Origin of the sequence: Actinobacillus indolicus (genome assembly GCF_004519515.1) — a bacterium.
Taxonomy (GTDB): domain Bacteria; phylum Pseudomonadota; class Gammaproteobacteria; order Enterobacterales; family Pasteurellaceae; genus Glaesserella; species Glaesserella indolica_A.
Map to the genome: position 1 here is coordinate 139,076 of NZ_CP038145.1, position 17,749 is coordinate 156,824.

The following is a 17,749-nucleotide window of genomic DNA, read 5'->3' on the forward strand; positions in this document are numbered from 1 at the left end:
TACTATAATTTCACGGGATACGCTACATTATCCTTTGTAGCCTGTCGCCACAATATAAACTTCACGAGAACGATCTCGAGAAGCTTCTGGTTTACGTACTTTTACTACATTGAAAAGCGAACGAATTTCACGCAAATACTCATCAAATCCTTCCCCTTGGAATACTTTGACAACAAAGCTACCTTTTGGTGCCAATACTTGACGACACATATCTAACGCTAATTCTACTAAATACATTGCACGAGGAATATCCACAGAAGGCATACCACTGAAATTCGGTGCCATATCGGACATCACCACATCTACTTTGCCTTCACCAACTCGCTCTAATAACGCATTTAGAACGCTTTCTTCACGGAAATCCCCTTGTAAGAAATCCACCCCCACAATCGGGTTCATATCCAAAATATCGCACGCAATGACACGCCCTGAGCTACCAATCTGTGTGACTACATATTGAGACCATCCGCCTGGTGCTGCACCTAAATCCACCACTGTCATCCCATGTTTAAATAAACGGTCAGATTGTTGAATTTCATCTAATTTAAAATAGGCACGGGAACGAAGCTTCTGCTTGTGTGCCTTTTGAACGAATTGATCTTTGAAATGTTCTGCAAGCCAACGAGATGAACTTGCACTGCGTTTTCTACCCATTATCTACTCTAGTCTGCTATATCAATTTAAACGGACACACTCAGTGTGTCCCTACATTTAAATATAAATCTATAAAAATTGCCGTCTATAATAAGGGTGAAATAGCTGATTTCAAGGGAAAAGTTAAAATTTTGTGGTGAAATGATTGAATTTGCAAAAAACAGCTCGGATCTGACCGCTTGTATTTGCTCGATACCGTAATTTTTCGTTATAATCGCCAAAATTTTTGCCTTTTGGGCATCTTTTTATTTAAACAGAGGACAGATTTATGGGCTTTTTAGCTGGAAAACGTATTTTAGTAACAGGTTTAGCAAGCAACCGTTCGATTGCTTACGGTATTGCAAAAGCAATGAAAGCACAAGGTGCAGAATTAGCCTTTACCTATTTAAACGACAAACTTCAACCACGTGTTGAAGAGTTTGCCAAAGAGTTTGGTTCAGATATCGTATTACCATTAGATGTAGCGACAGATGAAAGCATCACAAACTGCTTTGCAGAATTAAGCAAAAAATGGGAAAAATTTGACGGTTTTGTTCACGCAATCGCCTTTGCACCAGGTGATCAATTAGACGGCGACTATGTCAATGCCGCAACCCGTGAAGGCTACCGCATTGCCCACGACATCAGTGCATACAGCTTCGTGGCAATGGCACAAGCAGCTCGTCCATTCTTAAACAAAGATGCTGCATTATTAACTCTTTCTTACTTAGGCGCAGAACGTGCGATCCCTAACTACAACGTTATGTGTTTAGCCAAAGCATCACTTGAAGCAGCAACACGCGTAATGGCAGCGGATTTAGGTAAAGAAGGTATCCGTGTTAATGCGATCTCTGCAGGTCCAATCCGTACGCTTGCAGCATCAGGCATCAAAAACTTCAAGAAAATGCTTGCAGCATTCGAACAAACCGCAGCATTACGCCGTACTGTAACGATTGAAGATGTGGGTAACTCAGCTGCATTCTTATGTTCTGATCTTGCTTCAGGCGTAACAGGCGAAGTATTGCACGTAGATGCAGGCTTTAGCATCACAGCAATGGGTGAGCTAGGCGAAGAGTAATTGCTTTTTAAATTGATTTATAAGGACAGGTTTATGCCTGTCCTTTTTTATCTGCAATTTGCAAAAAAATCATCAAATCCTACCGCTTGCAAAACGCTAGCTTGCCTTATTATTTTCTAGATAGCGATCGAAATAATCATAAATTTCTCAGACAGCTCGCTTGAAATCCGCTATAATTTTTCAGTTATATCGGTGCATTACGCACCGCTTTTTATTTTTATCAACACGAGAAACTATGTTCCAAAATAACCCCCTATTAGCTCAATTAAAACAACAGATTGAAGCAAGCAAAGAATATGTTGAAGGCGTGGTAAAAACGTCAGATAAAAGTTATGGCTTTTTAGAATGTGAGAAAAACAGCTATTTCATTCCCCCTTCGGAAATGAAAAAAGTGATGCACGGCGACAAAGTCAAAGCCGTTGTAAAGCGTGATGGAGATAAAGAGCAAGTTGAAATTGACTCGTTATTGGAACCGATGCTGGAACGTTTTATCGCCCAAGTGCGTTTTAACAAAGATGGGAAATTGCAATTAGCCGTTGATCACCCAAGTATCAATAATTTTATTCCGGCCAATACGCAGAAAAAAGTCACAGAAACCCTCAAAAATGGGGACTGGGTGGTGGCACAGTTGAAAACACACCCTCTGCGTGATGATCGCTTTTTCTTTGCTCAAGTCACTCAATTTATCTGCAAAGCGGACGATAATTTCGCTCCGTGGTGGGTAACATTAGCTCGCCACGAGCAGCCTCGTGAACCAGTTGCAAATGAAAAAAGCTATGCACTACACGATCAGATTGAGCGAGAAGATCTCACTCATCTCTATTTTACAACCATTGATAGTGCCAGCACGAAAGATATGGACGATGCGTTATATGTTGAGCCGATTAGCGAAAACGGTACGCAAACAGGCTGGCGTTTAGTGGTTGCGATTGCCGATCCGACCGCTTACATTCCTGAGCAATCCGCGATTGAAAAAGCGGCTCGCCAACGCTGTTTCACCAACTACCTCCCTGGTTTTAACATTCCGATGTTGCCACGAGAGCTGTCTGATGATCTTTGCTCTCTCGTACCGAATGAAAAACGTCCAGCCTTAGTCGGTTATATTGAAACAGATTTAAGTGGCAATGTGGTAAGTGAAGCTCGCTTTGTGTCGGCTTGGGTCGAATCTAAAGCGCGTTTGGTCTATGATGAAGTGTCTGATTATCTCGAAAAAGTCGAAAACCACTGGACACCAGACTGTGATGAAACCGCACAACAAATCGACTGGTTACACCAATTTACCCTTGCTCGTATCGACTGGCGTAGCAAAAATGCACTGCTATTTAAAGAACAAGGCGATTACAGCTTTGAGTTAGCTGAAGACGGTGCGGTCAAAGCAATTCACATTGACTATCGCCGTATCGCTAACCAAATGATCGAAGAATCAATGATTATCGCCAACATCTGTGCAGCACAGTTTTTAGATAAATATGCACACACAGGCGTATTTAATACACACTCAGGTTTTGATAGCAAAAACTTAGAGCCAGCTCGTAAATTCTTACTGGATACCCTTGCCAATGATGAAAATCGTGAACATTTATCTGAACGATACTCCCCTGAACGTTTAAGTACCCTTGAAGGCTATTGCGAAATGCGTCGTGATATTGAGCAATTCCCTGAAAACTTCCTAGAAATGCGTTTACGCCGCTATTTAACCTTTGCTGAGTTTAAAGCAACCTCAGCTCCGCATTTAGGCTTAGGCATCAGTCATTATGCGACTTGGACATCACCAATTCGTAAATATGGCGATATGGTTAATCATCGTTTGATCAAACAAGTGTTATCCAATCAAACGGCAAAACCTGTCGAAGAAACCGTTTTAGCTCGCTTACAAGAAGCCCGTAAGCAAAATCGTATGGTTGAACGTGATATTGCTGACTGGCTTTATGCTCGTTACCTTGAACCCATGGTGGAACAAAACGTAGAATTTGACGGTGAAATCCACGATGTTTCTCGTGGTGGCTTGCGTGTTAAAGTAATTGAAAATGGAGCTTCGATTTTTGTTCCGTTCTCAACATTACACAATAACAAAGAAGAAATGTTATTTAGCCCAGAAGAGATTGCACTCTACATCAAGGGCGAGAAAGCTTACCAAATCGGGCAAGCGGTAAAAGTGAAGCTTAAAGAAGTTCGTGTAGAAACACGATCGATTGTGGGTGAATTGGTTATCTAGTGTTGTACCTTTACAAGCGGTAAGATAATGGCAAAAATTTGCAAAATTTTGTGAAAAACTTACCGCTTGTTATTCTATATTTATCTGGAGAAGCGATGGCAACTTATATCATTGGTGATTTACACGGCTGTTTCGAAGAATTTCAATTACTGCTCAAACAAGCGAATTTCGACCCAAGCCAAGACGAACTTTGGCTAACGGGTGATTTGGTTGCTCGTGGCGATGATTCTTTCTCTTGTCTTCGATATGTTAAATTACTTGGTGACAAGGCGACTGTCGTATTAGGCAATCATGATTTACACTTATTGGCAACGCTTCAAGGTATAAAATCAGTCAAACCTAAAGATAAAGTCGATGGAATATTTCAAGCGAAAGATCGCGACGATCTGCAAAATTGGCTACGAAACCGACCGCTTGTTGCCCAACACCCGATACATAAATTCATCTTAGTTCATGCTGGCATCAGCCCCGAATGGGATTTAGAAACGACATTCCATTGTGCTAAAGAAGTGGAAGCCATTTTACAAAGTGAGAACTATATAGAATTGCTATCCCAAATGTATGCTAATACGCCAGATCGGTGGGATAATCATTTACAAGGTATCGAACGTTGGCGATATACCCTTAATGTTTTTACTCGTATGCGTTTTTGCTACGCCGATAATCGCCTTGATTTTGACTGTAAACTACCTGCGGAAGATGCTCCTACAGAGTTAAAACCTTGGTTTGAATTAGAAAACCCACTCTTTAAAACACAATCCATTATTTTTGGACATTGGGCAAGTTTAATTGGCTATGAAACACCCAAAAACATTTATGCTTTAGATACTGGCTGTGTTTGGGGAAATCATTTAACCATGCTACGTTGGGAAGATAAGCAAATTTTTACCCAAAAACGTTTAAAATTGGATTAAAAACAAGCATTTGATGTTTTAGCTATTGCGCCATTTAAGATTTTTCTCTAAAATTCATCTCGTTTTTATGCGACTATAGCTCAGTTGGTTAGAGCACCACCTTGACATGGTGGGGGTCACTGGTTCGAGTCCAGCTAGTCGCACCATATTTTAATCCCCTGTCTACTGACAGGGGATTTTTCATGTCAAAAATATAATAATTACCCTATTAATTCATTTAACTAATAGGGCAATGTTATTCCTAGAATTTATAAGTTACACCAGCAAAATAGACAAATGGATCTAATTTAATTTTAACTTCGTGATTTAAGCCTAAGGCTTCAAATTTTGCGGTAGTTTTAATTTTGGTGTACCACATAGCAGCATTTAATGACACTTTATCTGTCAATTTAATATCAATACCCGCATTTAATACAGGACCAAAAGAATGTTTTTTCACCTGTAAATTTGTCACTGCTGAATGTGTAGATTTAGCACTGAAGAAACGAGTATAGTTTAAACCCGCACCAATATAAGGGCGTGATCCTGCATCTTTATCTAAAAAATAATATTGTAAATATAAACTTGGCGGAAGATGTTTAACTGTTGCTACATTACCTAAATTAAGCCCTGCCGCAGGTACAGTTGCTCTAATTTTATGTTTGAAAGGCGTTGCTCCCAATAATTCAACACCTAGGTTATCGGTTAACATATAAGTCGCAGTTAAGCCTAACTGTGCATTATTTCTTACATCAAGTTTGACTTCTGGCGAGGTAACTCCTTTTGATGATGAGTTTGCTTCAACAAACACTCCACCAACACGTAACAGTGCACTTCCTGCTTCATGTGCAGTTACAGCACCTGATACTAAAACACTTCCTAAAACTACTGCTAAAACTGATTTTTTCATCAATAATCCCTCATTTGTTATCGTTAAACACATAAAGTAATGTTTCTGTTACAAAACGAGAATTATTGTAAAAATGAGAACGTAAAATCTATTTGATAAAAATCAAAAAATTGAAATACTTTTTGAAACTTTTTTGAAAATGGATTTTTTTTATTTTTTGAAATTTGATCCAAAACAAAAGCATTCAAAATTAATCCATTTTTTCTATATATGCCAACACTCCCCCGAAGGCATTACCGAGACTTGAATCGTTTGTCCTAAATAGCAAAACGTTAATTGATAAGCATGTAAATAGAGCCTATCGGATTCATCGCCACCATAACGTTTATCCCCTAAAATAGGGCTTCCTAAACTTTTCATCGCAACACGTAATTGATGTGTTTTACCTGTTTTAGGTTTTAATTCAAACAAACGTAAATTCGGTGAAATCGCTTGAGAACTAAAATGGGTAATCGCAGGGTTCTCTTTTGAATGACATAATTTCCAACATCCATTACGACTTTTTTGCATATCCCCCACAATTTTTCCCTGCTTCTTTTTAGGTTTATAGTTAGACAATGCCCAATAGGTCTTTTGAATTTGATGATTTGCAAATAAATCATAAAATCTACCCGCTGTCTCTTTATTTAACGCCAGAATAAGCAGGCCCGATGTCTCTTTATCCAAGCGATGAACAAGCCAAACTTGCGCTACACCCAGTTGCTTAGCAACTTGTTGAGTTAAGCCAACAGCTTCATCATCTTTATGCACACTTATTCCTGCGGGTTTATCAATAATGACAAAATCAGAATGTTGATAACAAAGGGTAAAGGTCGTCATTTTTTGTTATACTCCAAATAAAATGAAAGCATAACTGATTATTGATCAAAAAGGAAAGCAAATGGCATTACATCTTTATTTAATTCGTCACGGACGAACTGAATGGAACTTAGAAGGACGTTTACAAGGCGTTGGAGATTCCCCATTAGTTGAAGAAGGCATTCTGGGAGCGAAAAAAACGGGAGAAGCGCTTGCACATATTCCTTTTTCGGCTTGTTATTCAAGCTTAATGAAACGTGCTCAAGATACGGCAGATTATATTATTGGCGATCGTGATATTCCTCATTTTCATCACCGTGGTTTTAATGAATTTAGTTTTGGTTTATGGGAAGGACAAAAATCCGCTGATTTAGTCGATCACCCTGAATATATTTTATTGAAAACACAGCCAAAACTTTACCTAGCGATTGAAAATCAAGGCGAAACTTACGAACAACTGTATCAACGTGTCACCAAAGCATTGGAGCAGATCATCGCACGCCACAAAGACGGAGAAAATGTATTAATTGTTTCTCACGGTATGACATTGACACTCTTAACCGCCGTATTAAAAGGAATTCACTGGCATGATTTCCGAGATCCTGAACATCACAGTTTTATTTTTAATACAGCAATCAGTATTGCCAAAGTAGAAAACGGCAAAATTGAATTAATTAAATTTAATGATGTGGAACATTTAGACTAAAGAATAAGGGGCTTTGCCCCTTATTGCTTTAAGATTGCATTAACGCTTGTTGAAGTTTACCTTGATTTTGTACCAACAACTGCTCTGCTCTTTCTCTACCTAGATCCGCCAAGATCATCATAATCGCCAATTTCGCATTATTCTCTGCTAAGGCTAATGTACTTTCCGCAACTTCACGAGAACATTCCGTTGCTTGCATTACAATCCGAATGGCTCGCGCAACAAGTTTTTGATTACTTGCTTGCACATCTACCATCAAATTTTGATAGCATTTACCGATTAAGATCATACTTGCCGTGGTAAGCATATTTAACACTAATTTTTGTGCCGTTCCCGATTTCATTCGGCTAGAACCCGTCAATACTTCTGCACCAACAACGGTATCAATCACAATATCAGCGATTTGGCTCATTGCAGAATTAGGGTTGCTGGCAATTGACACCGTCGTTGCACCAAGCTGTTTAGCATATGCTAACGCGCCTAACACATAAGGCGTTCTGCCACTGGCTGCAATGCCGACTAAGACATCTTTTTGGCTAAATTCGACCGCCTGTAAATCCTGTTTACCCGCTTCTTTGTTATCTTCCGCCCCTTCGATTGGGTGTCGCAAGGCTCGCTCTCCGCCTGCAATAATGCCTTTGACCATTTCAGGCGATACCCCAAAAGTAGGCGGACATTCCGACGCATCTAGCACGCCAAGTCGTCCACTTGTGCCCGCTCCGATATAGACTAACCGTCCACCTTGCTGAAAGGCTTCGACAATTTTCTCAACAGCTTGGGCTATCTGCGGCAACACTTTTTCAATTGCCAATGGCACTTGTTTATCTTCGTTGTTGATGATTTGTACAATTTTATAGGCAGAAAGTGTATCAATCTGCATACTGTTTGGATTACGCTGTTCAGTAATCAATTGCCCTAAGGTTTTTAAAAGATCTTGTTCTGCCATTGTTGCTCCTTTTATATATTGGGAAAAATTGCCCCTAAACTGACCGCTTGTGTCGCTCCTGTGACGCTAGGTAAATTCGCAGGTAAATTGTGTAGTCGTTGATAGGCAAGCCACGCAAAGGCGGCTGCTTCCACATAATCGACATCTAAGCCATATTCCGTTGTGGTGGAAACTTGCCAGTCTGCTAAATGAGTTTGCAGCCGTTCCATTATCAATGGATTTTTCGCTCCGCCGCCACATACCAATAACACACAAGGATAAGCGTTTGGATTTTCAATTTGCCGTAAGGCTTGCACAATGCTCTGCACGGTAAATTCAACCAGCGTTGCCTGCACATCTTCAGCGGGAAGCGGTTCAATCTGAGTTAATTTATCTTCTAACCATTCTAAATTAAACAGCTCTCGCCCTGTACTTTTTGGCGGTGGGAGTTGGAAAAAGGGTTCATTTAACAACAACGAAAGTAAAGCGGAATGAATTTTCCCTGTTCTTGCCCATTCGCCATTCGCATCATACCGCTTGCCTAGATGTTTTTCGATCCAAATATCTAATAAGGTGTTGCCAGCCCCGACATCATAGCCGATGGTCTGCTGATTAGGATTAAGCACAGAAATATTGCTGATCCCGCCGATATTTAGCACAACGGTTAGGCGTTCAGGGGAACTAAACACTGCTTGATGAAAAGCAGGAACAAGCGGTGCGCCTTGTCCGCCAAAAGCCATATCCCGACGGCGAAAATCACCGACAGTCGTTATACCTGTTCTAGCAACCAATAAATTCATATCGCCAATTTGCATTGTGAAGGGGTACTGCCCTTTGGGTGAATGCCAAACGGTTTGCCCGTGACAACCCACTGCCACAATATCATCTGCATTGAGTTGATGTTTAGCTAAAAACCGCTGAATACTATTAGCATATAGCAAGGCTAATTGGTGATCGAGTTCGCCTAATGTTTGTAGGCTTGTTTCCCCTTTTTTGACTAACTGCGACAGGGCAACACGAAGTGTATCGGGCATTGGAGTAAAGTCGGCGGCAATCAATTTGGGTGTTTGGTTAAAATCGACGAGCGCCAAATCTACGCCATCAAGGCTTGTGCCAGACATTACACCAATATAATATTGAGCAGACATAAGATTTCCTTATAAAAAAAGGGAAACTGACGATTTCCCTTTTTAATGCATTAATTAAACATACTGAACTTCAATAATATCAAACTCGACATTACCACCTGGCGTTTTGATATTCACAGTATCATCCACTTCTTTACCGACTAAACCACGTGCAATCGGCGAATTAACAGAGATTAAGCCTTCTTTAATATTCGCTTCATCATCACCTACAATTCGGTAAGTCACTTCTTCATCAGTATTGGTATTAACTAAAGTCACGGTTGCACCAAAAATGACTTTGCCTGTATTTGGCATTTTAGTCACATCAATAATTTGTGCATTCCCTAATTTGCCTTCGATCTCTTTGATACGACCTTCGCAGAATCCTTGCTGTTCACGAGCTGCATGATATTCCGCATTTTCTTTTAAGTCACCGTGTTCACGTGCTTCTGCAATGGCATCAATAATTTCAGGACGACGTACATTCTTTAAAAAATCAAGTTCTTCACGAAGTAATTCCGCACCACGAACTGTCATAGGAATTTGTTGCATTCTTTATCCTTGTACAAAAAATTCCTGCCAAAACAGAAGGTTGTTTTGGCAGAACGGTATATAATAAATTCAAAGTAGCTATTATTCATTTTCTTTATAAAAATATCAACCTACTATGATTTCATTTTTTAATAAACCGATTCAAATTGTACTCTTGTCTTCTCTCTGTCTATCGAGCGTAGCCAATGCACAAGTCGATGTTGCCCAACTCGTCAGTCAATTACCAGCAGGTGCAACTGTCAGCGTACTTGCCAAAAATTTAACGACCGATCAAATTGTTGCTGAATACCAAAGCCATAATTTTATGCTCCCCGCCAGTACACAAAAAGTTTTTACAGCATTAGCCACTAAACTTGCACTTCCTGAAGATTTCAAATTTCGCACAGCTTTACTCTCTCGTGGTCAAGTGGAAAATGGGCTATTAAAAGGGGATTTAATTGCTAAATTTACAGGCGATCCTGATTTAACAAGCGGTCAGTTATTCCAATTAATTTCCCAATTAAAGAAACAAGGGATTAACCGTATTGATGGTAATCTCATTATGGATACCGCTGTATTTACTAGCCATGATAAAGCAGCGGGTTGGGTTTGGAACGATTTAAGCATCTGTTTTAGTGCGCCACCTGCGGCAGTCAATATCGATCAAAACTGTTTTTATGCCAATTTAGATGCGAATCAACCTGTTGGAAGCCCTATCAAAGTGGATGTGCCAGCAGCTTATCCCGTGCAAGTGTTTAGCTCCGCCTATGTCGCTGATAAAGCTGAAGCAGGCTATTGTGAACTGGATGCCGTGGTAAACGATAATAATCGCTATCACATCAAAGGTTGCTTAGCTCGCCAAGATAAACCTTTTGGATTGAGTTTTGCGGTTCAAGATCCAACAAGCTATGGTGCAAACTTAATTAAAATGTATTTAAAACGTGCAGGGATTCAATTTGAGGGTGATATTCAAGTTTCAAATAAAGCGCAGTCAGGCACACTACTAGCCGAACACTTCTCTGCCCCACTGGCTGACTTGCTCAAAAAAATGATGAAAAAATCAGATAACCAAATTGCTGATTCTCTATTTAGAACCATTGCTTATCAGCAACACAATCGCCCTGCCACCTTTCCTTTAGCGAGCCATACTGTTCGCAATTTATTAAAAACCAAAGCAGGTGTTCAATTTGAGAATAGCGTAGTGGCAGATGGCTCAGGGCTTTCACGACATAATCTAGTCAATGCGGTAACAATGTTACAAGCCTTAGAAGCTATCGCTAAAAATGAAGAAACCTTACACCTCTTTGAAACCTTCCCGATTGCAGGCGTGGATGGTACGATTTCAGGGCGTGGCTCTATCGCCGTTGAGCCTTTAGCTAAAAACGTGATAGCCAAAACAGGCTCATTGAAAGGCGTTTACAATCTGGCTGGATTTATGACAAATGCCCGTGGTGAACGCATCGCTTTTGTGCAGTTTATTAATGGCTATTCAACGGGTGAATTAGAGAGTAAAACCAAACGAGCACCATTGAATCAATTTGAAAACCAGCTTTTTATGGGGCTTTATAACGACTAACAAGCGGTACGTTTTGAGTTATTTTTTACAAAATAAAGGCATAGTAGACAAAATGGTTGCTAAAAAGTGGCTTAAAGCCTTATATTACGGGCTTTAAGCCACTTTTTTGAATTATGAACCCAAAAAATGTCATTTTTGCCACAGTAGCGACATTCGCAAACATGGTATAAGAAATAATATTCAACGCTATAAATGCAATGCCTGTAATAAAACATTTACCCTTAAAAAGAAATTAAATCCAATAAATATTTGGAATGATTATTCAATAGGAAAACAAACCTATAAACAACTTGCCGAAAAATATCATTGTTCAATTAGAACAATTCAAAGATATCTCGAAAAAGCCCCTAAAACAGCATTAAATCCACCACTATCACGTTATTTGAATATTATTGCGGATACCACCTTCTTTGGTCGTGAATTTGGTATTTTAGTCTTGATAGATTCGCTTTCTAAAAAAGTGGTTTACCATCGTGTCATCAAAACGGAAAAAGATGTTTAATAGCATTCAATTCACTTCGTATGAAAGGCTATAAAATTCAATCAATTACCCGTGACGGTAGACGGGGTTTATTGAAAGATTTATTGAATACACCGACACAAATGTGCCACTTTCATATGGTAGCTATTGTGATGAGAGCATTACGAAAAAAGCATCAGTCTATGGCAGGAAAAGAATTAAAAATTATTGCATTGACACTTAAGCAAAGTTCTAAAAAAGACTTCTATTTACGATTACATCATTGGTATTTAAAACATAAAGCATTTTTAGAAGAACGGTCAGATAAGCCGAATGAAAAGGGCTATTATCCTTATAAACATCGGAATGTAAGAAGTGCTTATCATAGTTTTAAACGTTATATGGATTATTTATTTACCTATGAAAAGTATGGCGATTTAAATATCGAAAAAACGACAAATAGACTTGAAAACTTATTTGGACAACTAAAGGAAAAATTATCGCATCATGCAGGATTAACGAAAAGGCATAAGATTATGTTTATAAAGGATTTTTTAAATAAAAAGAGTTGCTAAGAATAATTAAAAATATTCATTAGCAACCACTTTGTCATATAGGCATAGTGTTTTCACGAAATTAGCAACCATTTTGTCTACTATGCCTTAATTTATCGGCATTGAGAGAACTCAATGCCGATAATCGTTATACCTAAATTAATTTCGCTTTTTCTAATGCAGCAGTAATTACTGGATGATACTGCTCTGATAGAATAGTTAACGGCAAGCGTAAGCACGGATCACTAATTAATCCCATTTTATGCGCTGCCCATTTTACTGGGATTGGATTGCCTTCAACGAATAGATTCTTATGTAGATCCATTAAACGTTGGTTGATCTCTTCAGCTTCTTCAAATTTACCTGCTAATGCAAGATCGCACATTTTTGCCATGTCCGCTGCGGCGAGGTTATTCGTTACAGAAATGACACCTTGACCGCCAAGTTTCATTGACTCTAATCCTGTTGCGTCATCACCACTTAAGAAAATGAAATCTTCACCTGCAAGTTCTTTGATTTTTGCAACTCGACTCACATCACCTGTCGCTTCTTTTACAGCTACAATATTTGGAATCTTCGCCAAACGAGCAATGGTTTCTGGTTTTAAGTCTGTCCCTGTACGGCCTGGTACATTATAAAGAATTTGTGGTAAATCCGTTGATTCTGCAATCGCTTTATAGTGTTGATACAAACCTTCTTGGGTTGGTTTATTGTAGTAAGGAACCACACTTAAACATCCTGCAACACCGCTATCCGCAAGTAATTTGGTCATCACAATCGCTTCACTTGTTGCATTTGAGCCTGTACCAGCAATGACAGGGATACGTCCAGCGGCGAACTCTACGGTTTTCTTAATAACCTTCACATTCTCATCAATACTGAGTGTGCTACACTCCCCTGTTGTACCTACTGAAACAATCGCATGCGTACCTGATTTAATGTGAAATTCCACTAAATCTTTTAATCCATCAAAATCAATTTCACCATTTTTCATGGGGGTAATTAATGCAACAATACTGCCATAGAAAAGAGGTTTTGACATAACTCGCTCCTGTATATTTATATTTTGTCAATCACGTTCATAGATTGCAAAATTCAGCTCAAATATGCAAGCATTTTCCACTGATTTTGCAAAATTTTTATAAAATCCTACCGCTTGTTAAATGCCTTTTTGGAAAGACATCATCACAAGGGTTCGCCACTTGTCATTTCCCGAATCATCTTTCCCCATATTTGCGATATTAGGAAAACGCCCCCAACACTCAAAGCCATGTTTTTTCATCAAATTCATACTCACTTGATTTAATTCAAACACATAAGCCATTAACGTATTGATGCCATGATCTAACATACAATCTTGCATAAATTGAATGATTTGCGAACCGTAGCCTTTGCCTTTTGCACCTTGATCAAGGTAAATACTGATCTCTGAAGTATGCACAAACGCTGGGCGCTCATAAAAAGGCGAGAAACTAAACCAGCCAGCAATCCCCTCTTCATCTTCTACTGTCCAAAGGGGATATTTTTCACTGGCTAAGTGAAACTCAAACCACGCTTTTCGACTTTCTGTCGTGGCTAAATAAAGATCCGCCGTTACTTGATGTGTTGGAATCGCTTGATTGTAGATAGCTAAAATCGTCTCAAAATCAGAAGGAATAGATTTACGAATCTGCATGAAAATAATCCTTAAACTCCAAGTAATTCTGATAATGTTGTCGCAATACTATCTTCGTTATGAGAACCAATAACACGTTTTGCACTTTGTTGAACATCTAGTGCTGACTCGCCCATAGCAATTCCCATGCCGACCAATTTGAGCATACTCATATCATTAAAATTATCACCAAAAGCAATCACATTATTTGGGTCAATGTTCTCTTGTTTAAGTAGCTCTGAAAGACAAGCGCCTTTACTATTTCCTACTCGGGTAATATCTACACGGTCAACCCACGACCATTCGGCACTTAATTCGGAAGAAAGGTTACCGACAAATTGTTGCATTTTAGCTAAATCAGGATCGCTAATTAATACTTTCCAAATCGTGATGCCATCATCAACAAGCTTTTGAAAACTTTCGACTTGATGAACATCAGGACGAACAGATTCAGGACAACTTTCAACCCATTTAAGCAATTTTGTGAAATGTGGGTTAAGCACTTCATAGGTCATGGCATCCCTTGTATAAACTGCCGTATGGATATTAAGCGCTTTAGCCGATTGAATTAAATCTAATGCTTGTTGTTTTGTTAAAGGATTAGAGGCAAGCACTTTATCTTGTTGAAAATCATATAAGTAAGTGCCGTTACAGCATACAACTGGCGTATCTAAACCTAATTCAACATAATATGGACGTACTGCCGTGTGATGACGTCCTGTGACAATAAACACTTTTAATCCTAATTCTCTCGCTTTTTGAATCGCTTGTTTGCTTGATGCCAAAATAGTCGCTTGGCTAGAGAGTAATGTACCATCAAGATCAAACGCAATAGCTTGGTAAGACATTCTTAAACTCCATATAAAATAAAAAAGGGACATTCCCTTAGAATTGTCCCTTTATTTTACGCTATACGTATTACATCAGTAAATTATTTATTACCGTTGTATGCTGGAGTTTGGTAAAGTGGCGCTGGACCGTTAGGACCTGCAACGTTACCACCTTCGCTTTGTTTTAATACACCACCGTTAGCAGTGATTTCTACACGACGGTTTGGACGTAAACAATCACGTAATGCTTGACCTGATTCGCCATCACATGCTTTAACTTGGTTTGCTTTACCATAACCAACAGCTTCGATTTGTGCTGTTACGCCTTGTTGTGCTAAACGAGCTTTAACCATGTTAGCACGACGTTGTGATAAGTCTAAGTTATATGCTTCTGAACCTAAACGGTCTGTATAACCAGCCACTTTCACTTTTTCTGCACCAGAAGATTTTAATTGTGCAGCAACATTATCAACAACTTCTTTACCTTTAGCAGTTAATACATCTTTATCGAAATCGAATAAGAAGTCACCACTTAAGTTGTAAGACGCATTACCGTTACAACCGTTCGGATACCAGAAGAAGCTTTGCGCATTCATGTTTTTATCAAATAAGATTTTGAATTGACAAATTTTATGAACGCCGTTTTCACGATAGTTGAATGCATAATCCCATTCACGAACACCATATAGGCCTTCTTCAAAATGTGGGCGACCAATTAAGTAGTAAAGTTGATCTTTGTTCATCCCTTTTTCAATTTGACGAACATTTTCCCAGTTTGGCCATGAACCAAATTGTGAACCATCGTGATTGAATTCAGATTCAGAGATTTTTGGGAATACTGGGTTATCAGTTGTACCTTCATCAGATACATTACTTAAGTTACCACATGCTGCTACTGCTAATGCAACACTTGATAATAATAATCCACGAAAAACAGTCGTTTTTTTCATTTTTGGATGTTCCTTAAAAATATTTATTTAAAAACCTTAAAGCGACTATAAAGTAGCCTTTCTTTCATTTCCAGCATAGACGCTTTTTTATTATACAATATAAATTTGGCTAATTCCAGTATTTAGATAGTAATCACACATATAAATGTTCAACTAACAATTGAATATTCCGATTCCCTCTAAATTCATTTATATCTAACTTATAAACAAGTCGAGCGACTTTAATCGAAAAATCAGGGTAGTTACGTAAATCAACATTAAACCAAATAGCATCCAGCAACATTCCTTGCTCCGTTTCTACCATCATTTTCAAATGTTTTCCCGCCAATAGTTTTTGTTGCAATATTCTAAAATCACCTTCAAATGTGGGTTCTGCAAAATGTTGTCCCCAAGGACCTGCCTGTTTTAATAGCTCTGCAGTAGATAAATTAAGTTCATTTGCAACCAATTCACCATCCGTATAAATAACGCCCTGTAACTGCTCTGGCTCAACCAAATTTTCTACAGTTTCATCAAACGCTTTCTGGAAATGGCTTAAGTTTGATTTATGAAGGGTAAGACCTGCAGCCATGGCATGTCCACCAAATTTCACAATCAAGTCAGGATGTTGGCTATCTATTCTCTCTAAAAGATCGCGCATATGAAGTCCAGAAATAGAACGCGCTGAACCTTTTAGATATTCACTCTCATCACTTTCTTGAGCAAACGCAATCACAGGACGGTGAAATTGATCTTTAATACGTGATGCAAGAATCCCAATAACCCCTTGATGCCAGTCAGATTGATACAAAACAATCCCATGAGCCTGATCTTGTTGTGCTAACTTCGGTAATTTAGCACAAATTGCCAAGGCTTCTGTTTTCATCTCTTGTTCAAATTCTTTACGGGTTTGATTTAATGAATCTAATTCTAAAGCAATTTGACGTGCGCGATTCAGATCATCACAAATCAACAACTCAACGCCTAGTGCCATATTATCCAAACGCCCTGCGGCATTTAATCGTGGTGCAATCGCAAAACCAAGATCACTGGCTTGTAATGTACTTAACTCTCGCTTAGAAATTTCGACTAATGCTTGAATCCCAACTCGACAATAACCTGCTCGGATACGATTTAGACCTTGATTCACTAAAATACGATTATTGTGATCTAAAGGAACGACATCCGCCACAGTCCCTAAAGCAACTAAGTCCAATAATTCCGCAATATTCGGCTCTTTTTCTTTAAAATATCCGGCATTTCTTAATCCAGCTCTCAATGCCATCATGACATAAAAAATCACGCCGACACCTGCCAGAGACTTTGAAGGAAATTCACAGTCTGATAAATTAGGATTTACCATTGCATCCGCATTGGGTAATTCATCTCCAGGTAAATGGTGATCTGTCACGAGAACCTGAATATGATGACTTTTCAATAACGTAATTCCCTCAAAGGAAGAAATCCCATTATCCACGGTCAATACCAAATCTGCGCCTTTTGCAATCACTATCTCAGCAACACTCGGGCTTAATCCATAACCTTGAGAAAATCGATCAGGGATTAAATAATCGACATACTTAAACCCAAATTGGCGTAATGCTAAAATAGCTAATGCTGTACTAGTTGCCCCATCAGCATCAAAATCCCCAACAACGACAATCTTTCCTTGTTTTTCTAAGATCGTTTGTAATAACTCAACCGCTTTCTCAATATTGGCGAGAAGCATTGGAGAGTGTAATCGTTGTAAACTCAGCTCTAGCTCTTGAGGAGATGTGATACCTCGAGACTGATAGATACGATTAAGTAAAGGATGATCTGAAAGATGATTTGTTGTCAGAGGTAAACGACGTTTGATTAATTTATTCACGATTCTTATATTTAATGCAATACAAGCGGTCAGATCTTGCAAAAAATTTGCAAAATCCTA

General features: G+C 38.9%; 18 protein-coding genes and 1 tRNA gene. 8 read left to right on the forward strand and 11 right to left on the reverse strand.

Going from position 1 to position 17,749, the window contains the following annotated elements; translation table 11 throughout:
• Positions 1-27: 27 nt before the first annotated feature.
• The gene (gene rlmE, locus EXH44_RS00615; RefSeq protein WP_135673620.1) at positions 28-654 is read right to left on the reverse strand and encodes a 23S rRNA (uridine(2552)-2'-O)-methyltransferase RlmE; all 627 of its coding nucleotides are present in this window, start codon (positions 652-654) and stop codon (positions 28-30) included.
• A gap of 268 nt (positions 655-922) precedes the next feature.
• On the opposite strand from rlmE, the gene EXH44_RS00620 reads away from it, so the two are divergent.
• The 4 genes from EXH44_RS00620 (at position 923) to EXH44_RS00635 (ending at position 4,986) form a co-directional block, all read left to right on the forward strand.
• Positions 923-1,711, forward strand: a complete 789-nt coding sequence (locus EXH44_RS00620; protein ID WP_005714049.1) for an enoyl-ACP reductase FabI — start codon at positions 923-925, stop codon at positions 1,709-1,711.
• Between the two features lie 235 nt (positions 1,712-1,946).
• Positions 1,947-3,926 carry an exoribonuclease II gene (locus tag EXH44_RS00625; RefSeq protein WP_162855853.1) on the forward strand — a complete coding sequence of 660 codons (1,980 nt, stop codon included), beginning with the start codon at positions 1,947-1,949 and terminating at the stop codon, positions 3,924-3,926.
• A 95-nt stretch (positions 3,927-4,021) separates the two neighbouring features.
• Complete coding sequence (gene apaH, locus EXH44_RS00630) at positions 4,022-4,840, forward strand: bis(5'-nucleosyl)-tetraphosphatase (symmetrical) ApaH (protein WP_162855854.1); 819 nt, start codon at positions 4,022-4,024, stop codon at positions 4,838-4,840.
• 69 nt (positions 4,841-4,909) lie between these two features.
• Positions 4,910-4,986, forward strand: a tRNA-Val gene (locus EXH44_RS00635).
• Between the two features lie 95 nt (positions 4,987-5,081).
• Here EXH44_RS00635 and EXH44_RS00640 read toward each other — a convergent pair.
• Both EXH44_RS00640 and EXH44_RS00645 read right to left on the reverse strand, forming a co-directional pair.
• A complete protein-coding gene (locus tag EXH44_RS00640) occupies positions 5,082-5,729 on the reverse strand; it encodes an OmpW/AlkL family protein (protein WP_162855855.1) in 648 nt (215 codons plus the stop codon).
• 204 nt (positions 5,730-5,933) lie between these two features.
• Complete coding sequence (locus EXH44_RS00645) at positions 5,934-6,548, reverse strand: TIGR01621 family pseudouridine synthase (RefSeq protein WP_162855856.1); 615 nt, start codon at positions 6,546-6,548, stop codon at positions 5,934-5,936.
• A 61-nt stretch (positions 6,549-6,609) separates the two neighbouring features.
• Here EXH44_RS00645 and EXH44_RS00650 point away from each other — a divergent pair, with 61 nt between their 5' ends.
• Positions 6,610-7,233 carry a histidine phosphatase family protein gene (locus EXH44_RS00650; protein WP_162855857.1) on the forward strand — a complete coding sequence of 208 codons (624 nt, stop codon included), beginning with the start codon at positions 6,610-6,612 and terminating at the stop codon, positions 7,231-7,233.
• Positions 7,234-7,261: 28 nt separating this feature from the next.
• Here the strand turns inward: EXH44_RS00650 and murQ are convergent, their stop codons facing one another.
• The 3 genes from murQ to greA are packed head-to-tail and all read right to left on the reverse strand — an operon-like array spanning position 7,262 to position 9,837.
• Positions 7,262-8,179, reverse strand: a complete 918-nt coding sequence (gene murQ / locus EXH44_RS00655; protein WP_162855858.1) for an N-acetylmuramic acid 6-phosphate etherase — start codon at positions 8,177-8,179, stop codon at positions 7,262-7,264.
• 11 nt (positions 8,180-8,190) lie between these two features.
• Complete coding sequence (locus EXH44_RS00660) at positions 8,191-9,306, reverse strand: anhydro-N-acetylmuramic acid kinase (RefSeq protein ID WP_162855859.1); 1,116 nt, start codon at positions 9,304-9,306, stop codon at positions 8,191-8,193.
• Between the two features lie 54 nt (positions 9,307-9,360).
• Entirely contained in the window at positions 9,361-9,837 is a 477-nt protein-coding gene (gene greA, locus EXH44_RS00665) for a transcription elongation factor GreA (RefSeq protein WP_135673363.1), read from the reverse strand.
• Positions 9,838-9,952: 115 nt separating this feature from the next.
• Between greA and dacB the strand changes: the two genes are divergently transcribed.
• The 3 genes from dacB to EXH44_RS00675 all read left to right on the forward strand — a co-directional run bounded on the left by dacB (position 9,953) and on the right by EXH44_RS00675 (position 12,427).
• Positions 9,953-11,392, forward strand: coding sequence for a serine-type D-Ala-D-Ala carboxypeptidase (dacB, locus tag EXH44_RS00670; protein WP_162855860.1), 1,440 nt, complete (start codon positions 9,953-9,955; stop codon positions 11,390-11,392).
• Positions 11,393-11,498: 106 nt separating this feature from the next.
• Entirely contained in the window at positions 11,499-11,894 is a 396-nt protein-coding gene (locus EXH44_RS11160) for an IS1/IS1595 family N-terminal zinc-binding domain-containing protein (RefSeq protein WP_244238732.1), read from the forward strand.
• A 20-nt stretch (positions 11,895-11,914) separates the two neighbouring features.
• Positions 11,915-12,427, forward strand: a complete 513-nt coding sequence (locus EXH44_RS00675) for an IS256 family transposase, variant Zn-binding type (protein ID WP_244238733.1) — start codon at positions 11,915-11,917, stop codon at positions 12,425-12,427.
• 133 nt (positions 12,428-12,560) lie between these two features.
• Here EXH44_RS00675 and dapA read toward each other — a convergent pair whose 3' ends face one another.
• From dapA to recJ, 5 genes are all read right to left on the reverse strand, one after another.
• Positions 12,561-13,448 carry a 4-hydroxy-tetrahydrodipicolinate synthase gene (gene dapA, locus EXH44_RS00680; RefSeq protein ID WP_162855861.1) on the reverse strand — a complete coding sequence of 296 codons (888 nt, stop codon included), beginning with the start codon at positions 13,446-13,448 and terminating at the stop codon, positions 12,561-12,563.
• Positions 13,449-13,565: 117 nt separating this feature from the next.
• Positions 13,566-14,081, reverse strand: coding sequence for a GNAT family N-acetyltransferase (locus tag EXH44_RS00685; RefSeq protein WP_162855862.1), 516 nt, complete (start codon positions 14,079-14,081; stop codon positions 13,566-13,568).
• Positions 14,082-14,092: 11 nt separating this feature from the next.
• Positions 14,093-14,908, reverse strand: coding sequence for a pyridoxal phosphatase (locus EXH44_RS00690; protein ID WP_162855863.1), 816 nt, complete (start codon positions 14,906-14,908; stop codon positions 14,093-14,095).
• 83 nt (positions 14,909-14,991) lie between these two features.
• Positions 14,992-15,840 (reverse strand): OmpA family protein, encoded by an 849-nt coding sequence (locus EXH44_RS00695; protein WP_162855864.1) that lies wholly within the window; start codon positions 15,838-15,840, stop codon positions 14,992-14,994.
• 133 nt (positions 15,841-15,973) lie between these two features.
• Positions 15,974-17,689, reverse strand: coding sequence for a single-stranded-DNA-specific exonuclease RecJ (gene recJ, locus EXH44_RS00700; RefSeq protein ID WP_162857501.1), 1,716 nt, complete (start codon positions 17,687-17,689; stop codon positions 15,974-15,976).
• Positions 17,690-17,749: the final 60 nt, after the last annotated feature.